The sequence below is a fragment of the Rhizobium sp. P2_G9 genome (assembly GCF_056403475.1).
In genome coordinates, this window is sequence record NZ_JBFUFK010000011.1 from 146,133 (window position 1) to 165,008 (window position 18,876).

General features: G+C 60.6%; 18 protein-coding genes. 10 read left to right on the forward strand and 8 right to left on the reverse strand.

The features are described from left to right. The first annotated feature begins 575 nt into the window (after positions 1 to 575). Complete coding sequence (locus AC1DYF_RS11620; RefSeq protein WP_477876881.1) at positions 576 to 965, forward strand: GyrI-like domain-containing protein; 390 nt, start codon at positions 576 to 578, stop codon at positions 963 to 965. On the opposite strand, the gene AC1DYF_RS11625 is transcribed toward AC1DYF_RS11620, so the two are convergent. Together AC1DYF_RS11625 and AC1DYF_RS11630 are read right to left on the reverse strand one after the other, a co-directional pair. Next, on the reverse strand, positions 966 to 1,331 hold the full coding sequence (locus tag AC1DYF_RS11625; protein ID WP_477876882.1) for a DUF4087 domain-containing protein: 366 nt from the start codon (positions 1,329 to 1,331) through the stop codon (positions 966 to 968). A gap of 24 nt (positions 1,332 to 1,355) precedes the next feature. After that, complete coding sequence (locus AC1DYF_RS11630; protein WP_477876883.1) at positions 1,356 to 2,081, reverse strand: aspartate/glutamate racemase family protein; 726 nt, start codon at positions 2,079 to 2,081, stop codon at positions 1,356 to 1,358. 166 nt (positions 2,082 to 2,247) lie between these two features. Between AC1DYF_RS11630 and AC1DYF_RS11635 the strand changes: the two genes are divergently transcribed. Further along, positions 2,248 to 2,712, forward strand: coding sequence for an Lrp/AsnC family transcriptional regulator (locus AC1DYF_RS11635; protein ID WP_477876884.1), 465 nt, complete (start codon positions 2,248 to 2,250; stop codon positions 2,710 to 2,712). Positions 2,713 to 2,748: 36 nt separating this feature from the next. Here the strand turns inward: AC1DYF_RS11635 and AC1DYF_RS11640 are convergent, their stop codons facing one another. Continuing rightward, entirely contained in the window at positions 2,749 to 3,744 is a 996-nt protein-coding gene (locus tag AC1DYF_RS11640) for an aldo/keto reductase (protein ID WP_477876885.1), read from the reverse strand. A gap of 116 nt (positions 3,745 to 3,860) precedes the next feature. On the opposite strand from AC1DYF_RS11640, the gene AC1DYF_RS11645 reads away from it, so the two are divergent. From AC1DYF_RS11645 to AC1DYF_RS11665, 5 genes are all read left to right on the forward strand, one after another. Next, positions 3,861 to 4,760 (forward strand): LysR family transcriptional regulator, encoded by a 900-nt coding sequence (locus tag AC1DYF_RS11645; protein ID WP_477876886.1) that lies wholly within the window; start codon positions 3,861 to 3,863, stop codon positions 4,758 to 4,760. 365 nt (positions 4,761 to 5,125) lie between these two features. Further along, positions 5,126 to 5,776: a TetR/AcrR family transcriptional regulator gene (locus AC1DYF_RS11650; protein WP_477876887.1), complete on the forward strand. Its 651-nt coding sequence runs from the start codon at positions 5,126 to 5,128 to the stop codon at positions 5,774 to 5,776. Positions 5,777 to 5,821: 45 nt separating this feature from the next. Then, positions 5,822 to 6,841, forward strand: coding sequence for a ketol-acid reductoisomerase (ilvC, locus tag AC1DYF_RS11655; RefSeq protein ID WP_477876888.1), 1,020 nt, complete (start codon positions 5,822 to 5,824; stop codon positions 6,839 to 6,841). 113 nt (positions 6,842 to 6,954) lie between these two features. Next, complete coding sequence (locus tag AC1DYF_RS11660) at positions 6,955 to 7,716, forward strand: hypothetical protein (protein ID WP_477876889.1); 762 nt, start codon at positions 6,955 to 6,957, stop codon at positions 7,714 to 7,716. 224 nt (positions 7,717 to 7,940) lie between these two features. Next, on the forward strand, positions 7,941 to 8,687 hold the full coding sequence (locus tag AC1DYF_RS11665) for a hypothetical protein (RefSeq protein ID WP_477876890.1): 747 nt from the start codon (positions 7,941 to 7,943) through the stop codon (positions 8,685 to 8,687). A 3-nt stretch (positions 8,688 to 8,690) separates the two neighbouring features. Here the strand turns inward: AC1DYF_RS11665 and AC1DYF_RS11670 are convergent, their stop codons facing one another. After that, complete coding sequence (locus tag AC1DYF_RS11670; protein ID WP_477876891.1) at positions 8,691 to 11,432, reverse strand: tetratricopeptide repeat protein; 2,742 nt, start codon at positions 11,430 to 11,432, stop codon at positions 8,691 to 8,693. 308 nt (positions 11,433 to 11,740) lie between these two features. Further along, complete coding sequence (locus tag AC1DYF_RS11675) at positions 11,741 to 11,977, reverse strand: DUF6894 family protein (protein WP_477876892.1); 237 nt, start codon at positions 11,975 to 11,977, stop codon at positions 11,741 to 11,743. Between the two features lie 320 nt (positions 11,978 to 12,297). On the opposite strand from AC1DYF_RS11675, the gene AC1DYF_RS11680 reads away from it, so the two are divergent. Together AC1DYF_RS11680 and AC1DYF_RS11685 are read left to right on the forward strand one after the other, a co-directional pair. Further along, positions 12,298 to 13,269, forward strand: coding sequence for a phytanoyl-CoA dioxygenase family protein (locus AC1DYF_RS11680; protein ID WP_477876893.1), 972 nt, complete (start codon positions 12,298 to 12,300; stop codon positions 13,267 to 13,269). A gap of 560 nt (positions 13,270 to 13,829) precedes the next feature. Next, the gene (locus tag AC1DYF_RS11685) at positions 13,830 to 14,867 is read left to right on the forward strand and encodes a hypothetical protein (protein WP_477876894.1); all 1,038 of its coding nucleotides are present in this window, start codon (positions 13,830 to 13,832) and stop codon (positions 14,865 to 14,867) included. A 76-nt stretch (positions 14,868 to 14,943) separates the two neighbouring features. On the opposite strand, the gene AC1DYF_RS11690 is transcribed toward AC1DYF_RS11685, so the two are convergent. The 3 genes from AC1DYF_RS11690 to AC1DYF_RS11700 form a co-directional block, all read right to left on the reverse strand. Beyond that, positions 14,944 to 15,915 (reverse strand): hypothetical protein, encoded by a 972-nt coding sequence (locus tag AC1DYF_RS11690; protein ID WP_477876895.1) that lies wholly within the window; start codon positions 15,913 to 15,915, stop codon positions 14,944 to 14,946. A gap of 378 nt (positions 15,916 to 16,293) precedes the next feature. Then, positions 16,294 to 16,503: a KTSC domain-containing protein gene (locus AC1DYF_RS11695; RefSeq protein ID WP_477876896.1), complete on the reverse strand. Its 210-nt coding sequence runs from the start codon at positions 16,501 to 16,503 to the stop codon at positions 16,294 to 16,296. Positions 16,504 to 16,661: 158 nt separating this feature from the next. Further along, the gene (locus AC1DYF_RS11700) at positions 16,662 to 17,915 is read right to left on the reverse strand and encodes a hypothetical protein (protein ID WP_477876897.1); all 1,254 of its coding nucleotides are present in this window, start codon (positions 17,913 to 17,915) and stop codon (positions 16,662 to 16,664) included. Between the two features lie 249 nt (positions 17,916 to 18,164). Between AC1DYF_RS11700 and AC1DYF_RS11705 the strand changes: the two genes are divergently transcribed. Further along, positions 18,165 to 18,803 (forward strand): hypothetical protein, encoded by a 639-nt coding sequence (locus AC1DYF_RS11705; RefSeq protein ID WP_477876898.1) that lies wholly within the window; start codon positions 18,165 to 18,167, stop codon positions 18,801 to 18,803. Positions 18,804 to 18,876 lie beyond the last annotated feature (73 nt).

Below are 18,876 nucleotides of genomic sequence, written 5' to 3' on the forward strand. Positions count from 1 at the left end.
GCATTTGATGGTCGGCGCTGCCCTTCTGCCGCGGCCTTGATTATTGTGCCAAGTCGGGATCAGGACAGTCGAAATCGCTTGCCGTGAATCGCTTTTTGCGGAAAAATTCGCTTGGTCAAATCAATTGTAAGGTTAAGATATGTTAAAAGCCCACAGGGCGGGGCTTCTACAACAGAAGAAAATGTGTGGCGGCGATTTTCAGTAATCGCGCGTCGCTGAAATACTATTTCCGATGGCGCTATTTAAGTATTTGCCGTTGTAATCCCAGTTCGGCGTCGAGAAAAATTTGCAGACTGCGCCGCCGCTTTGCTTAATATTCGAATTTTATAATTAAATCACGTGCCGTTCGGCTGACGGAAATGGCTTTTCTTTTTCAAAGAGCAAATTTATAACGAAAATATGATCGACGGTCATAATTTCAGCAGACCTACATTTCAGGAGTTTTTTGCCCCATGCTGAGCTTGCCAGTTCGAAATCGGCGCAAGAAGCAGCCTTACCTCGCTATTCGATCCAGGCTTTTCAGTCGACAAATTGTCAAGCAATCGCAGCTGTTTCTTCCCGAGGTGCGCAACTTCATGCAGGCTGAGGGCATTGCCCATGGCGGTCCGGCCTTCTTCCGCTACAACACCATCAGCCCGACGGGGGAGATGGATATCGAATTCGGCCATTTCACCGACAAACTCTATGCGGGCGGCGGGCCGATCCGGGCCGGCATCCTGCCGGGCGGATCATTCATGTCCGTGACTTGGGAAGGGCACTACAATAAATTGTCCGATGTCGACGCCATGCTGATGGGTTGGGCCGATATCAAGGGCGTCGAATGGGACTGCGCCTCGACGGAAGTCGGCGTCTTCTACGGATGCCGAATCGATATTTTCCACAAGACCGAACTCGACGATCCGACCCCCGAACAATGGCAAACGGAAATCGCCATCATGCTGAAAGGCGACGCCGGCGAAAGCTGACTACTGGCCAGGCGGCGTCAGTGCCTTGTCGTTGGTGCATTTGGACATTTTGAGCTGCTTGAAGCCGTGGATCGCGACGACGCGACTCGCCTCAGCATTGGTCTCGACGTCCAGGCAGGCGCAGGCATAGCCGTAATTGCCGTTGGTGGCGACATAGTCGCCGGCGGAGATGTCGCCGATCATATCCATGCCGTCGGCCTGATAGCCGCCCTGTTGCATCAGCGTCCAGCTGTCATCTTTGTCGAGGAGCCACCAATTGCCGGGTGTCGGGTTTTCGAGCCAGCCGCAGCGAGTCTCCGCGAAAGCGCCTTGCGCGGAGACGAGCACCAGGAATGCACCGAAAAACAGAACCGCCAACGACTTCATAAACATCCCCCGACGAGGAGTCGATTATGCATATTTCCGTTGGCGTTCCAACGCACTGTTGTCGTTAAAGGCGAAGCGTGCTGCGGCGTCGCAGTGGATCGCAGTGGAATCGAAGCCGGGCAGCGGCAAGTTGGCCGGATCGAGCGTCAGGCAGATTTCGGTGCAGCCGAGAATGACGCTGTCGGCGCCGGCGGCCTTCATGTCTTCGATGATCGCCAGCAGGTCGTCGCGTGACGACGGCAGCACCTGGCCGGCGCAGAGTTCGTTGAAGATGACGTCATGGACGCGGGTCCGGGCGGGTTCTTCCGGCACCATGACCTCGATGCCAGCCGTCCGCATGGCACGATGATAGAAGCCGTCTTCCATCGTATAGCGGGTAGCCAGTAGCAGCGGGCGGCACTTGCCGGCGGCCTTCAGCGCGGCGGCCGTCTCGTCGATGATGTCGACGAGCGGCACGGAAAGTTTGGCGCTGACGTCGTCGGCGACTTTGTGCATGGTGTTGGTGCAGATCAGCACGCAATCGGCGCCGGCGGTTTCGAGGTTCTTGGCGATGGCGCCAAGGCGGGCGCCGGCTTCCTGCCATTTGCCGGCCTTCTGCAGGGCGACGATGTCTGCGAAATTGACGGAGTGAAGCAGGATCTCGGCCGAGGCCAACCCGCCGAAGCGGTCGCGCGCCAGGCGGTTGAGGGTCTGGTAATAGATCGCGGTGCTTTCAAAGCTCATGCCGCCGATCAATCCGATGGTCTTCATATCCGTTCATCCTGCTGGTGTTTCAACAGTGATAAGAATGGCATAACCCGGGCGAAGATTATTTGCAAAGATTTGCGGATATTGGTGGTTTTCGCGTGATGTCGGGCGCACAATGTTGTTTCAGCGCCGTATTTTTGCGCGCAGGTAAACCGAGGCGAATGAATCCATGCTTGATGATCGTGATCGCAAGATTCTTGCTTTGCTGCAGACGGATGCGGCCACGCCGGTCAGCGACCTGGCGGCCGCGGTCAACCTTTCCGTCTCGGCCTGTTCGCGGCGTATCCTGCGGCTCGAAGACGAGGGCTACATTATCGGGCGCCGCGCGGTGCTCGATCGCAGCAAGCTCGGCCTGCCGACCACGGTGTTTGCGCTGGTGAAAACGTCGAGGCATTCCGACGACTGGGTCGACGCCTTTCGCCGGGTGATCGCCACCATCCCCGAAATCGTCGAGGCGCACCGGCTGACCGGGGTCTACGACTATATCCTCAAGATCGTGCTGCCGCGGGTCGAACATTACGACGTCATCTACAAACAGATCATCCGGCAGGTCGAAATGTTCGACGTCTCTGCCTCGATCTCGATGGAGGCGCTGAAGGATGCGGCGGTGATCCCGACGAACTATGCCCAGTGATACCACCGGCGGTCCGGCGGTGTCACTGGGCCGCCGTTAGGCCGATTTGCGTTCGCTGTCGAGCGAGCGCATGTCGGCATAGCGGTTGCCGGCGACGGCGTCCTTCGGCACGGCGGCTTCGAGCGAGGCGAGATCTTCCGCCGTCAGGGCCTGGTCGAGCGCGCCGAGGGATTCTGCGAGCTGCGTGCGCTTGCGGGCGCCGACCAGCGGGATGATGTCGTCGCCCTGGGCGGCGACCCAGGCGATTGCCGCCTGTGATGCGGTCATGCCGCGGGCCTGGGCGACCTTTTGCAAGGCGTCGGCCAGCGCCAGGTTGCGATCGGCATTCTCGCCCTGGAAGCGCGGGCTGTGGGCGCGGAAATCGCCCTGGCCGGTGCTGCCCTTTTGCCAGCTGCCGCTCAGCAGGCCGCGCGACAGCACGCCATAGGCGGTGACGCTGATGCCGAGTTCGCGCAATGTCGGCAGGATGTCGTCTTCGAGGCCGCGCGACATCAGCGAATATTCGATCTGCAGGTCGGCGATCGGATGGACTTTCGCGGCACGGCGGATGGTTTCGGAGCCGACTTCCGACAGGCCGATATGCTTGACATAGCCGGCCTTGACCATGTCGGCTATGGCGCCGATCGTGTCCTCGATCGGCACGTTCGGATCGAGCCGGGCAGGGCGGTAGACGTCGATGTAGTCGACGCCGAGGCGGACCAGCGTATAGGCGAGCGCCGTCTTGACCGCAGCCGGCCGCGCGTCAAAACCGATCCAGCCGGCAGAGGGGTCGCGCTGGGCGCCGAACTTGACGCTGATGTCGACTTTGTCGCGATCCTTGCCTTTCAGCGCTTCGGCGATCAGAAGTTCGTTGTGGCCCATGCCGTAGAAATCGCCGGTGTCGAGCAGCGTCACGCCGGCTTCCATGGCAGCATGGATGGTGGCAATGGATTCGGCGCGGTCGGCCGGGCCGTACATGCCGGACATGCCCATGCAACCAAGGCCAAAGGCGGAGGTTTTCGGGCCGTTCTTGCCAAGAGTCGTATCTTTCATCATCTCTCTCCTCGGTATCCGTCGGGTCTCGCCGGCGGGATGGACAGGCTTTTACCGCATCCGGTTTTGTGCGATAATTCGGCATAGATCGAATGACCTGTACGGAAATCCGCACAATGAGCAATCTGCCGCTTGCCGACCTCGAAGCCTTCGCCGCCGTCGCCGAAAGCCGCAGCTTTCGCCGCGCCGCCTCCATCAGGGCCGTGTCGGCCTCCGCACTCAGCGAAGCGGTACGGCGGCTGGAGGCGCGGCTTGACACGCGGCTCCTCAACCGCACCACCCGCAGCGTCACGCCGACCGAAGCCGGCCAACAGCTCCTGGAGCGGATCGTTCCGATGCTGGCAGAAATTTCCGGCGCCATCGACCAGGTCAAGGATTCCGGCGACCGGCCGGCGGGGCGGCTGCGGCTCAACGTGCCGACCATTGTCGCGCGCGAATTCATGCCCGGCATCGCCATTCCGTTTCTGGCGCAGCATCCCGACATCATACTCGAAGTCGAGGGCAGGGACAGATTCATCGACGTGTTTGCCGAAGGTTTCGATGCCGGCATCCGCTATGACGAGAGCCTGGAACTCGACATGATCGCCGTGCCGATCGGACCGCGCCAACAACGTTTCGCCGTCGTCGCCTCACCGGATTATCTGGAGCGCCATGGGGTGCCGCTTCATCCGCGCGATCTCCTGAAACATCCCTGCATCCGCCATCGCTTCGAGAGCGGCCGGCTCAACACCTGGGAATTCGAGAAGGATGGCGAGGTGCTGCGCATCAATCCGCAGGGTCGGCTCATCGCCAATACGTTCGGCATAGAGGTCGGCGCGGCGCTGGGCGGCCTGGGGTTTGTCGCGACCTTCCGCGATTCACTGGCGCCGTTCATCGAGCGCCGCGAATTGGTGGAGGTGCTGGCGGACTGGCAGCAGCCGTTTTCCGGGCCGTATCTGTACTATCCGAGCCGGCGGCACATGCCGGCGCCGCTGAGGGCTTTCGTGGATTTCATCAAGGCCAATCCGTGGGGGTGAGCGGGGGGCTATTGCATTTGGCAAGACCCTCTCTGGCCTGCCGGCCATCTCCCCCACAAGGGGGGAGAAGACTTGCGGCACGCGCCCTGCCTCAATTGGGGCACGGGCGTCATAGCAAGTTAAGTCCCTCCCCCTTTGTTGGGGGGCAACCTGCGGCCTCGCAGAAGCCCTGATTTGGGCCGGGCGGATGCCACGAGTCTTCTCCCCCCTTGTGGGGGAGATGGCCGGCAGGCCAGAGAGGGTCTTGCTAGATGCGTTCCAAGCGTTAGCTTTCCCGAAAACCCGATGAATTCGGTCTTGACCCCTGCCGCGAGCAGGAGTATTTCAATGCGAACCGTACGGTACGGTACGTACAAGGCACCGCCATGCTGACCATGAATGACAGTCCCGATCCCGACCAGTTTTCGCCGCGCCAGGCGGCCGTGCTCGAAGAGGCGTTGCGCCTTCTCGTTTCGGGCGGCGAGAAGGCACTGACCACGGCCGGCGTGGCGCGCGCTGCCAATTGCTCGAAGGAGAGCCTCTACAAATGGTTCGGCGACCGCGACGGGCTGATGGAGGCGATGATCGCCTACCAGGCGTCGAAGGTGAAGACCGGCGAGGCCAATGCCGGGGTGCTGACCCGCGACACGTTCGAGCGCCTGCTCGACGATTTTGCCATAGCGCTCCTCGAAGTTCTGGCCGGCGACGTGTCGCTGGCGCTCAACCGGCTCGCCATCGGCCAGACGAGCCGCGACGGCTCCGAGCTCGGTGAGATCCTGCTAGAACGCGGCCGCCGCCAGATCGGCCGCCGCGCCACGGCGCTGCTCATTGCCGGCCGGCGGGCGAGGCTGATAGAGTTCGACGATGCCGCCGAGGCCTATGAGACGCTTTATGGGCTGATCGTGCGTGATTGGCACGTGCGCATGCTGCTCGGCGAGGACATGTCCGAGCGCGCCAAAAGTTTTGGACCGCGGGCGAAGAAGGCGGTTGCCGCCTTTCTTCGGCTCTACGGGACCGATAAGGGGATGGCCGGCTGACGCCTGCCACAAGATTCAACAAGACAGCAAAGGGAAGGAACCACAATGCGCGTCTATTACGATCGTGATGCCGATCTCAACCTCATCAAGGCCAAGAAAGTCGCCGTCATCGGCTATGGCTCGCAGGGCCGTGCGCATGCGCTCAACCTCAAGGATTCCGGCGCGCAGAACGTCGCCATCGCGCTCAAGACCGGCTCGGCCACTGCCGCGAAGGCCGAGGCCGATGGCTTCAAGGTGATGAGCGTTGCCGAAGCCGCCGGCTGGGCCGACCTGATGATGATGGCGACCCCGGACGAATTGCAGGCCGACATCTACAAGAACGAGATCGCCCCGAATATCCGTGACGGTGCTGCCATCGCCTTTGCCCACGGCCTCAACGTGCATTTCGGCCTGATCGAGCCGAAGGCCACCGTCGATGTCGTCATGATCGCGCCGAAGGGCCCGGGCCATACCGTGCGCGGCGAATACCAGAAGGGCGGCGGCGTGCCGTGCCTGGTCGCCGTGCACCAGAATCCGTCGGGCAATGCGCTGGAACTGGCGCTCTCCTACGCCTGCGGCGTCGGCGGCGGCCGTTCGGGCATCATCGAGACCAATTTCAAGGAAGAATGCGAAACCGACCTGTTCGGCGAGCAGGTCGTGCTTTGCGGCGGTCTGGTCGAACTGATCCGTGCCGGCTTCGAAACGCTGGTCGAAGGCGGCTACGCCCCGGAAATGGCCTATTTCGAATGCCTGCACGAAGTGAAGCTGATCGTCGACCTGATCTATGAAGGCGGCATCGCCAACATGAACTACTCGATCTCCAACACGGCTGAATGGGGCGAATATGTCTCCGGCCCGCGCATCATCACCGCCGAGACCAAGGCCGAGATGAAGCGCGTGCTGAAGGACATCCAGACCGGCAAGTTCACGTCGGAATGGATGCAGGAATACCGTTCCGGCCTCGCCCGCTTCAAGGGCATCCGCCGCATGAACGACAATCACCAGATTGAAGAAGTCGGCGCCAAGCTGCGCGGCATGATGCCGTGGATCGGCAAGAACAAGCTGGTCGACAAGGCCCGCAACTGAGCCGGTAGCGAATAGTTTTTAGAGCGAATAGAGGCCGGGGAGGGCGACTTCCTCGGCTTTTTTTGCTGGCGGAGGGCTCGCTTGGCGGCGTGCAATTCCGTATGAGGTTGTGCATGAAAGCACTGCACCCCAAGTGGATATCGGCGAGCAAGGATCTGCACGACGCAATTGCGGCCGCGTACCAGGCATTTTCTGGCTATCCCGCGCCTTCATCGTGGCATGCGTCTCCGCTCAGAGATATCGAAGAGATAAAGAAAAACCTGTCGTCGGCGCGGCTTCATCAACTCTCACCGGATGCGGTTGGCCTTTACGCGGGCTCTGCGATGACGACGGTGGGAGACGTTGATGACTACAAGCATTTCCTGCCACGCATCCTTCACCTTGCCTGCATGCCCGGTCACAGTCAGCCGGGGCTGGATCCTGAGATAATTGCCTGTAAGCTGGACTATGGCGATTGGCGCGGCCGGCCCGCGGAGGAAAAGGCAGCGGTTACGCAATTTTATGATCGGGCGTGGGCACTGGCTCGACTGCTTCACCCGGATAAGAAGGAGGCCGAGGGTTGGCTCTGTGGAAACGCAATGATCGGAAACCCGCTCGAAAACGGCTTGCGCGTATGGATCACCGAACCAACCACAGACTCGATGGTCCAACTCGCTTATTTTCTCATGGGAGCAGACAGCGTCGCAAAGGCGGTAGCCTTCTGGGAGGAGGTGCTGCCCGAGACCCGGCATCAGATCGTGGACTGGCTGTTGAGCGATGTCGTCGAGGCGGCATTGGTAGAGGCCGTGTCGGATGTTGCTGAGAATGATCTTTGGCGTTTCGATAGTATCGATTCCAGCATCTCCCTGTTGAAGCAGGCGCGCTGGCGCGAGTGATTAGGCCTTTGATTTCGCTGATCGCTGCGTGCGCGCCGGCATCCAGACCGACATGTTTAGCGGCTTTCTTTGCGTTCGTGGCGCCCACCTGAGGCAAAGAGAAAAATGCGAGGCGCAAAACCGCGCGAATAGTTTTTGGCGAATAGAGCTCGGGGAGGCCGACTTCCGCGGCTTTTTGCTTCGCGTGCCGCTCGGCAATTTGATAGATTGTCGGAATGCCTGACGTGCCAAAAGACATTGCTCATGCGAACGCCGCGCTGGCAGATGCGTTGGCGGAACTTTACGCGGCCTTTGCCATCTACCCGGCGCCGAGAAAGCTGCATGTCTCGCCATTGCGCAACGCTGCCAGTATTCTCAGGGATTTGAAATCCGCGCCGCTCAAATTGCTGCGGGCCGTCGCGATCGGGCCGTTCGCGACGTATGCCATGACGACGGTGGGAGATGTCGCGGACTACAAGCATTTCCTGCCGAGGATCATTCATTTGGGGATCGTCGGCGGCCAGGGCGAGCCCGGTTTGGAAGCCACGGCGATTGCTGAGAAGCTCGATGATGGTGATTGGCTGGGTTGGCGCAAACAGGAACGATCAGCCATCGTCAAAGCCTATGAGGCTGCCTGGGCGCGGCTTCGCTTTTTCCACCCGGAGGATCGCGACGCCGAAGATTGGCTGACGGGCATGGCGATGCTCGGGATCGAAATCATAACCAAGCTCAATGTCTGGTCCGACGACGACGCACCGGCGTCGATGGCGCAGTTTGCCCAGTTCATTGCGCGCATGCACGACCTGAACAATCCGGAGGAGTTTCCCATGGAAATCGCGCCGGATATCCGCCAGGCCATGCTGGATTTCATCTGCGGAGGCAAGGCCGCGGCGGCATTGCGTCGCGCCGTGGCCAGCGCCGATCCTTCCGACGTCTGGCTGTTCAAGGATGCGGAGAAGGCAGTCGCCTTGCTTCGGCGCTCGATGAAATAGGCGCTATTTCGCCGCCTCCTCGTCCAGCGCCTTGACATCCGTCACCGCGGCCTTGCGTGCCGCCTGATCCACGCCGGCCGGCCCCTTTTGCTTGGCGAAGGCGATCAGCGCCGAGAGCGTGGTCTCGTCGCAGCCATCTTCGCCGAGACCGGTGATCCTGGCTCTGCGGCCGGCGTCGAGCATGGCGTCGCAGGCGCCGGGGGCGAAGACGAATTGTTGCAGAATGCCGCCCAGCGTCAGCGGGTCCTGCAGGCGCGGGTCGTCGCGGATGGCGTCGAGCGTGGCCTTGCCGAACGTGTCGATATCGCCGTCCTGCTGGATCTGGGTGACGTCGAAGATCAGTGCGAATTCCGGCTTGTCGGCGCCTTCGGGCTTGGTCGCCATGATGTCGAGCGCGTAGCGGGTGAGTTCCGCCGGCGAGACGACTTTTCGGACGACGTCGACCTGATGATAATTGTTGACCAGCGCCCAGCGGGAATTGATGTCGCCCAGTTGCGCCAGGGCATTGATGCCAGAAATCGCCGAGAGTTTTTGCCGCTTGGTCTTGGCGGCCTTGCTTTGCTTGAGCATGCTGGCGCGGACGCGGTTGACGATTTCAGGCGAGACCAGTTCGGAATTCTGCGCCTTTGGCTGGGTCTGGTTGCCGGCATCCGTCACCGTGTCGAGCGGGCCGTTGGCGTCGACCCAGGCGACCAGCGCTTGCCGCACTTCGGGACCGAAATAGCTGTTCGGCTGGCCGGAATAGAAGCCTTCTGTTTTCAGCTTCATCGCGATCGCGGCCTTGACCTCGTCCGGCAGGGCTTTGCCGATGGAGATCAGCGTGCTGTCCTTCAGGCCGGCCGGGGCAACGCGGAAGGCCTTCATCACCGCATCGGCCACTGCCGGCGTGCCGGCTTCCATCGCCCGGCTGCCGAAGGTGAACATGCTGCCCAGCTGGACCGTGGCCACGGTGTCGATGCCCATCGGGCTCGGCGTGCCGTCGTCAGAATTGATATAGAGCACCAGCGGCGTGGTGACGCCCTCATCGAGCGTCATCAGCTTGTTGAACGTGTCGAAGATGAAGGCATTGGCGAGATTCCGCTGTGCCTTGAGCGAGCCGTGTTTCGCCGCTTCGCGCCAGGCATGCAGCCGCTCCCGGTCGTTCTTGGGTGTGCCGAGACCATCGCTATAGGCATTGCCGAGCAGTCGCATGGCGTCGACATTGCCGAGATTGGCGGCGTTGATCAGGTCATTGGTGGCAGACTGGTCGTCCTGCGGATAGACCATGCCCTTGCGCAGGAGTTTGGCCTTGAGCAGGAAGGCCTCGGCCTCCTTCTTCTGCATGCCCTCGGCGATCAGGTTTTTCAGATCGTCGTCCGACAGGCCGCCCGGCTGTGGATCGGGCGGGAAACTGCTCGAATCGAGATTGGCATATTGCGAACCGGCATAGAGCCAGAGCGCCTCGCGATTGCCGGCATCCATCAATGGCTTGAGCAGCACGCGCGCGCCGTCGAGGTCCTTGAAATCGGAATTGTCGGAGAGTTTCAGCCTGGCGAGCGCCAGCGCCGCATCGGTCTCGCCGGCTGCTGCGGCGTCGGTCAACGTTTCGATCAGGCGGTCGTGGGTTTCGATACGGGCCTGGTAGTCGATAAGCAGGCCGGCGAGCCGCACCATGTCTTCCAGCCGCCAGGAGCGGCCGAGCGCCTGGATCGCCTCCTGCGGCTGGCGGCCGACGAGCTTGCCGTCGAGCAGGATATCGGCGAGCACGCCAGCGGCGCCGGCGGTATATTTCATCTTTTCGTCGCGCAGCAGAGCCAGCGCCCGCTTTAGGTCGGCCGGGCCGCCTTCGCCATGGGCCAGCATGTCGGCATAGTAGGGCACCGCATATTGGTCGTTGGCGATGCGCGCTTCGAGCATCTTGCGCGCTTTTACCGGGTCCTTGGCGGTGCCGTGGCCGTAGCGCAGCGCCGTGATATAGCTATGCGAGACGAAGTCGTCGCTGGTGCCGGACTTCGAGGCCTTGTCGACGGCGGCGAAGGCGATGCGCTGCTCGGCGGGGGAGAAACTGTCGTCCTCCAGCGTCGTCTCGGCTGCATAGAGGCCGAAATATTGGTGCGCATTGCTCTCGTATGTCGTCTCGGCGATGCCCTGCGGCGGGGCGCTTTCGACGCGGCGCGCCATCTTTACCGCCGCGTGCTGGTCGCGGCGCAGAAGCGGACCGTCATGGTATTGCGTGGCCAGCATCATGAGCGCGTCGAGATGGCCCTGTTCGGCGGCTTTCTTGAGATAGGCCAGCGCCTCGTCGCGGGTGACGAAGGGGGTGGGCGGGTCGTTTTCGTCCGGATGCAGCTTGAGGAAATGGAACATCAGATATTGCGCCTCGGCGCTGCCCTGGTCGGCCAGCATTTTGACCTGCGGCACCAACAGCCATTGCTGGCCGGGTTTGCCGAGGGCGGCGCTGACGCGCAACCATTGCAATTGCAGCCGCTTTGCATTCGGCGCGCCCGCCCAGGCCTGCTGGCAGGCAGCCTGCAATGCCTCGATCCTGCTCGTATTGAGATTATGGGAGAGGAGTTCGCCGAACTGCACCGGCGGCGCCTTGGCCTGAGGGTCGAGCGGCACCGCCGCTCCGTTGTCGCAGGCCTCGATCGCCGCGCCCAGCGTGTCGGCGGCGACATCTTTCCGGGCATCGGGCGTCGCGGCAAGCGCGAAGGCCGGCAGCAGCGATATGCCTGACAACAGCAGGATGCGCATCGAGCTCAGCATGAACGTCTCCTCAAGGCACTGACCATGGATGTGCATCGCGCAGGTCGTTGGCGCGGCGGGATCAGTGTGCTGTCGATGAGACGGGCGGGTGAAGGGGATTATTCAACGGTTGTACACGGCTTCTTTCCGGGCCGGTTGGGTGACTTGACTCTTGCTTGCAGGATCTTGTTGGTGTCCGCCTCCGGTCGCCTTTCAGGTGCAGGGCGCTGACGCGCTGCGGGATTGAAGATGGACGAGCAGGGTCGGCCTATCCTCGTCCTGCCCGGCTTTTCGACGAAGCGGGAAACGACCGCCGGCGGACATGGGCTTTATTTCAGTTTGAGTGCCGAGCGGAACGTCACCGTCAGCAGCTTGTTGCCCCAGGAGTCGCAAATCTCGAACGCCTGCCGGCCGATGATTTCGCCACGCTCGATCTTGTCCGCAAGGACTTTGCGCGCGGCAAGGACAGCCTCGTCCCGCGCCAAGGTCACGTTGCGCAATTCGCGGCCTTCCGGATCTTTGATGAGACGGTCTCCGTCTCTGGTGTGAAAATAATATCGCGGCATGTATGGATCTCCGGACGGGTAACCTGCGACCGACAGATTTGTTTCTTCGATTTTCGAGGAGGACTGTGCTGCGCCGCTGGATGTTTCTTTGGCATCTGTCGAAAATCGCAAATCAAACGGAAAATATATAAATTTAGCGCATTTATTGTAGAATATTTATGCCGATTCCGGATCGTATAGGTTTTCTATTCCGTTTTTTGCGTTGACAGCCCAGCGCTTTCCGGGACAGATGCCTGCTGCGTCGCAGCATTGCTGCTGCATTGCGGCGGTGCCCTGGCACTTGGATTTCGACTTTGCTCTCATGGGCAGTTGGCACGGACATGAACCAGACCGCATTGCATTACCGGCTCAAGCGCCGCATTCTCAGCCTCCCGGCGCAAGTCGCCTCATGGACCCTCAGTGCGCCCGCGATCGATCGGCGGCTGAGCGAACAATATGAAAGGGCGCGGGCGGACCACAGGCATCAGCTGCCGGTGCTTTTGCCGGCAGATGCGGCCATCGTTGCCGGGCTCAAAGAGAAAGGCGTGCATATCACTTCGCTCGACGCGCTTGGCCTGCCCGGCACGGAAGCGATGTGGCAGCCCGCCAGGAAAATCGCGGCCGCCTATGGTGAGCGCTCCGCCCGCGGCGAGTTTGCCACCCAATATACGGTGCAGGTCGGCGCCGATAACCTGATGCGCCATCCCGACATTCTCCGCTGGCCGCTCGCCGACCGCATCCTCGACATCGTCGAGGCCTATCTCGGACTGCCCGCGGGCTACGACCTGCTGAATTTCTTCTACACGGTCGCTGATGGCCGACAGGTGGCGGCGCGCCGATGGCATCGCGACGTCGAGGATCGGCGGATGGTCAAGGTGATCGTCTATCTGCACGACGTCGACCTCGGCACTGGCCCGCTCGAAATCCTGCATCGCAGCTTTCCCGGCTGCCAATGCGCCAAGGGCGGCAATTTTCCCGTGCTGACCCAGGAAATGCTGGAGGAGCGGCTCGGTGCGCCGCTGGCCGCCGGCGATGTGACCGCCTGTACGGGCAAAGCCGGCACGGTGATCTTCACCGATGTGGCGCGCTGCTATCACCGCGGCCGGCCGGCAACAGCGCGCGACCGCTGCGCGCTGTTCTACAATTTCTTTTCGCGCGCGCCGCTGAGGCCCTTCTTCTGCGAACGGCATATGCTGTCGCGCTCACAACTGCAGCAGGTTGCCGAAGGTCTGCCCGCCCGCGCCCGCGACAGCCTGCTCTGGCGCTCAAGCCTGCCCTGGCCCGCCCGGATGGTGCCGCGCGCGCCGCTGTGATCAGGGCTTGCTCTGCGGGCGGGTGCGTGAGCCGGATTGTTGACAGGTAGGGCGCGCCGCGCCCGGCTGGCGCTGGGTGGGGCGATCGTGTTTGCGCCATCATGCTGCGCACAATCTCATTGTTGCAGCACGATTTCGCAAGGATCGACGTAAGCCTCGCTCGCATCCCGTCGCTGCGGTCTTCCTGATTGCGAAACCGGTGAGTTTATAATTCTTGCCATTTGGTCAATGGTAAGTTAGCTTTTACTAAAGTCCTTACGCTACAGCCTGTTCTTTCTGCACAATGAGGAGGTTTGGGAGCCAAGACAGTGTCGACGTGCCCGGGGGGTGGCGTTCGACGGCAGCGGGAGTGCATTCTCCCGAGAGTGGGTCATTGCCGTTCGATGACAGCCCCTGATTTGACCGCGCAAGAGCAATTCCCGCAAAAGCGCTGTGYGCATTTGCGTCCGGAACTCACGTAAAAGCAGATAGATAGAGCATTTCATGCGACTCCGTTCGAGCCGCAGGCGCTTTTCTGCGCGGTTCAGTCGCCGAACCCTTCAACGCGCATCGGATCTGCCATGAAAACCTGTTTTCTTCACGTCGGGCCGCACAAGACGGGCTCATCGAGCATCCAGAAATTTCTTCGCGCCAATCAATCCGTCCTCAGGGCAAACAATCTCCAATGCATTTCCCTGATCGGCAGCCGGAAGATGCCTTCGCGGCTGTTTTTCCCCAAGCAGCGCGACAGCCTGATGTCGGGCAGGGGCAAGGGCATCGTCTGGAAAAGCATAAGGCAATATCTGGAAGACGATTGCAGCCTGATCCTTTCGGATGAGCGTCTGTCGCGCCAGCTGTCCGATCCGGATTTTCTGCCCAGCCTCGTGCGGCTGTTCTCGAAATTCGGTTTCCGGCTGGTGCTGGTGTCCGTTCACCGGGAACAGGCGAGCCACCTCAACTCCTCCTATGTGCAGGGCGTGAAGCGCTTTCTGGTGAAGGAGGATATCGACAGTTATGTCGCGTCCCATCTCTCCGACCTGCGCTATTCCCACCGGCAGATGAAGATGTTGGCGGATACCGCCGGCGTCGAACACCGGCTCATGTCGTTCGAACAGGCGCTGAAGCACTCGACGCTTGGCAACGCGTTCGTCCGCACCCTCGGCGTCGACCCGGCTGCATTCGACGACCATGAGATCAAGCCGCTCAACCCCAATCCCGGCACATTGACCGTCGTGGCGGCGGAACGCATTCGCTCGATCCATCCGCAGGTGCAAAGCGCGCGGGAAGACAATGACGCCTACAAGGCTTTCTACAGATATTTCACCAAGATCGGCTGGGAAAAGGATCCATATTTCGGCATCGGCGAGGCGCTGCAGAAAGAGATCTACGACCAGTTTTTCGAAGAAAACGACAGTTTTGCCCGGAGCACATTGGGCATGGGCTGGGAGGAAATAGCCCCCTTCCGCGCTAGGCCGGTCAATGTCCGCTCCTACGAGCGGCTGTCTGCTAGGGAGCGTGAAGAGGTCGATGTCATCGTCGACAAGATTGTGAGGGAGTTCAGGAAAGCGCGGCGCCGGCCGGTGGTGGATGATGGCGATGCGTTCGAGGTGTTCAACTGAGCGGGTGGCCCGCGAGTTCTGCGTTGTTGGCCAATGGACCACGGCAATTGCCGTGGCCATCGGGAGACTGAGTAGGTTACCTAAACGTCAGCACGGTAATCTTCTCCTTGTCGGCAATGGCGCATCTCTTCCGCGCCGGGTCCAACGCGATCGGTGGATTGAGTGACGCCTCATGAACGATGGCGCATTCCTGCAATCCCGATGCGACATGCGGCCAGGTTTTCAAGACCGCGCCGGACTGCCGGTCGATGAGCTTCGGGCAGTCATAAAAGCCCAGGACATGTGTCTCGCCAACCGGCATGATGTTTCCGAGTTTTGCTTTTGTCTCGCTGATGATCGAGGGCTCGGATTTGTTTAGACTGAGAACACGCAACTGCGTTGGTTTATCTTCGCCGTATTCGCGTGCAGTGATGAGCAGACGATCATTTCCAAGAAATGCCGCGCTGGTTTCTTCGGCTACAATATTGGGAAACAGACCTTCACCGTCCAGATGCGAGGGATCCTCGAGTGCGGTCTGGACGTCGTATACGCCGACGACGTCGACAGGATGCCACGCCCAGCCAGCACGGAGCAGATAGGCGCCGTCCGGCGATGCGGTCAGCCTCGAATGAAAGGTGTCCTCCGGCTTGCGGTTCGCCTGGGTCGTCAGCCGTTCCCCGGTAAGGAGGTCTTCCAATTCCAGGTGGCAATATTCATCCGGGCAATGCGCCAGTATGTATCTGCCATTCTTCGCACGGAAGATCGCGACCGGATATTCGTAAACCTCGGCGTGGTAATAGCTTCTGTTGATTTCTCGGATAATTTTGCCGCCGCCAATGACAATACCTTTGGTTCCGAGCTTGGTATAAATAATGCCATATTTTCCATCCGGAGACGCTGTTGCAGCGTCGACGAGGTCCCCATAGGAAATTCTGGTCCCGGTGGTTTCTCCGTTCAGCCCGCGTCGCGTTCCGCCACTAACCCAATCAACCAGATCGTCTCCGTCCCAGACCAGCGAGCGCACACGCTGGGCAGGGAGGGTTGTTTCTTCGCACTCCGGCATGTTCATTTCTGACATCCTGACCTGTAGTACACAACTTTTCATTCAGCCGCGATTGAGGCCGCGGCTTTGGATACACCGATCGGTGCGGTGACCGCAACCGGCGGAAGCCCTTCAGGCGGTATTCGAGCCCTCACGAGTTCAAGGATGTCGCGACAACCGCGGGCCCCCTGATATCGTTGACGATTGCAGGAACGCGCAGTGAGAGACATGAGCGGGGAACATCAGGTTATCCCATTTTCCGGACTTCGGACCGAGGGTGTCGCGATTGCCAGCAACATGGATTGATGAAGATAATAAAACAATATGATCGAGGCGTTTCCTAAAGAGGCTGTGCCATAGACCAGACTCCCTGCGGTCTCGCCCGCCGCGATCAGCGTCAACCGCTCACGCCGCCACTCTCTTATAAGCACCCCGGATGTGATCGATATAGAACTGCCCCGGCGACGGTGACGTGCACAAGGCGGCCACAGCTTCTTCGCTGACACCCTTGAACCGGCGCTCTTCGCCGTTCTTGAAGCAAATGCGAAGCTGTCCGTCATCCTGGTTGAAATAGACGGATTGGATGATCCGGGATTTTATCGGCATCTGGCGCATGCGGCTCTCCTGCTGTTGAGCGGGAGAATAGGATGGCCGGGTGAATGGCGGTTCAAGCTTGCCGCTAAAATTCTAACAATGTGCGTGATTTCGAGACATGCCGAACCGCTACACCAGCAAGCCACCCGCCTCAGGTACGCACCAATTCGCCCCCGTGCTTACGGCTTGAGATCCTCGAGTGTCTCCGATGGGATCAGCAGATTGTTGGGCTGGATGCCGGGATTCATCAGAAGCCGCTCGTTGATCGCTGCCGTGATGTGCTGCATGCCGAGCGAGTGGCCGATCTCATGTGCCGGCAGCGTCACCTGGCTTGCATTGAGGATGCGCTTGAGCGTGAACCAGCAGACACGCGTATTCAACCCGCCGCGGCCGACGATGTTCGACGCTTCCTTGTCGGTGATATTCGGCGAGACGAATACGGTCACGGCGCCCGCGTTTTTCACCTCGCGCTGCAGGTCGGCAAAGCGGAATGTCGGCTGGTTGGCGAGCGGCGGTCCAAACAGCGACGAGAAGAACAGCGGCAGCCCGGCATCGATCACCGTCGACTGGCCATCCATGATCATCGTGCCTATATCGCGCACCGCGCCGGCGGTGAAAAACAGGTTTGCCTGGGAATTGTAGACGCGATTGAGGCCCGGCAGTACCGTGGTCTGGAAGTTCGTGGCCGCCGGGCCGCCGGGACCGAGATGGAAGACATCGAGCGCGAGCGATTTCGAGGCGCGCACGACGATATCGACAAAGACCGGCGAAAACCCCTCGACCGAGACGCGCAGGCGCGCATTGCCGGGGGCGCCGCCGCTGAGAGTGACGCTGCTGTCCGTCGAAGAGACGATCGAGGCGAAATTTCCGCCCTTATCTATGCTGAAGGTTGCGGCAGCACCGCCGGTGGTCTTGACCAGCAGCGTTCGCGTCTGCCCGACCGGGACCATTTGCGAGATGGGCTTGAACGGATCGCGCCTTGTCCAGTCGCCGGCATTTCCGGCTCGCGCCAGCCGCGCGGCGCTGAAGCCGGCGAAATCGACATCACCGACGATCGGCGTATTCGGCCGGATCGTGGCGGCCGCACCGAGGTCGCCGGGCGGCCCGTCTTTCTTACCGGCGGGAAGCAGCTTGTCGAGCTCGCGGATCGTATTGATGCCGACGATCGGGTCGATGCTCGTCGTGCCGCGGGTGAAGATCTTGCGGTCGGTCTTGAAGTCGACGACGGCCTTGGTCGTCGCATCGCCATAGTTCTTCTCGGTCGCGGGAATATTGGCATTGGCGACCAGCCGCAACGCTTCCTGGATCCGCTTCACATGCTCGGAGGCGGGCTCGCCAGGCTGGACATGCGAACCATCGACCTGCGCGCAACTCTGCAGCCGCTCGTTGTCGCCCAGGAGCGTAGAATTCAGAGGACCTGGCACTTTGCCCATCGACCAACTCTCCTAACAAAAGGTAGACGTCGTCTTGAAGCTCACAGTCGGGCGTAAAGCGGCCACGCGCCGCGCTTTGTCGGAAGGTACGCAACGCGCTTGATGTGAGTGTACACGGTGCTGCATGCGAGTGATGGAAGCGTATGTGACGGTGCGGGATGAGTCAAGCGAGCGAGTGGTGCAGGGGAGCTCCACATTCAGGGCGAGATGTCGTGTAGGATGCGCACGTGTTCGTTGATGGGAGCCAATATGTCAGAACGAGATGACAGTTTCAGGGAGATGGTCGAGCGGTGGAATCGGGAGACGAGGCAGCAAATTGAGCTCATCGAGGCAACCGACGCGAAAGAGATTGCCGAGCTTGAGGCTCGGTTCGGAATGACGCAGCAAGAAGCAGTCGTGGCCATTGTCGAGCAGACCGGATGGGGAAGGCAGACATTTCCACAATATCAGGGGTGTCCAGGTTCTTTTCAGGACGAGTTGGAAGCGCTGCGCTCAAGGTGGGAAGATTATATGCGGATTGCCGGAACTCCGTATGATTACGAGGTGATGGAGCGGCAGTCGGACGAAATGATCAAAGCCGAGATCGAGGACTGGGAGCGGGTCACACGGCTTTGCACACACCTGGTTCAAACAACCGACCCAAAGCAGGTTGCTGTCCTTGAACGCGTGTTCGAGATCACCCAGGAGAATGCGGTGGTTCATTTCGTCGAGCAGACCGAGTGGGGGATAGAGACATTTCCCCAGTACCAGGACCGTCGAGGCACGTTTGAGGAGCGGTTGGAAGCGTTGCGCGCAAAACAGTGTGAACCGCGCCGGCTTTGCCGGAGACCCCAACTCGTGAGAAGTAGGGTCTATGACAAGCAAGACGACGAACAAATTTTCCCCTGAAGTCCGCGCCCGCGCCGTTCGAATGGTGTCGGAACATGAGGCCGAACATTCTTCGCGATGGGCGGCTGTTTCC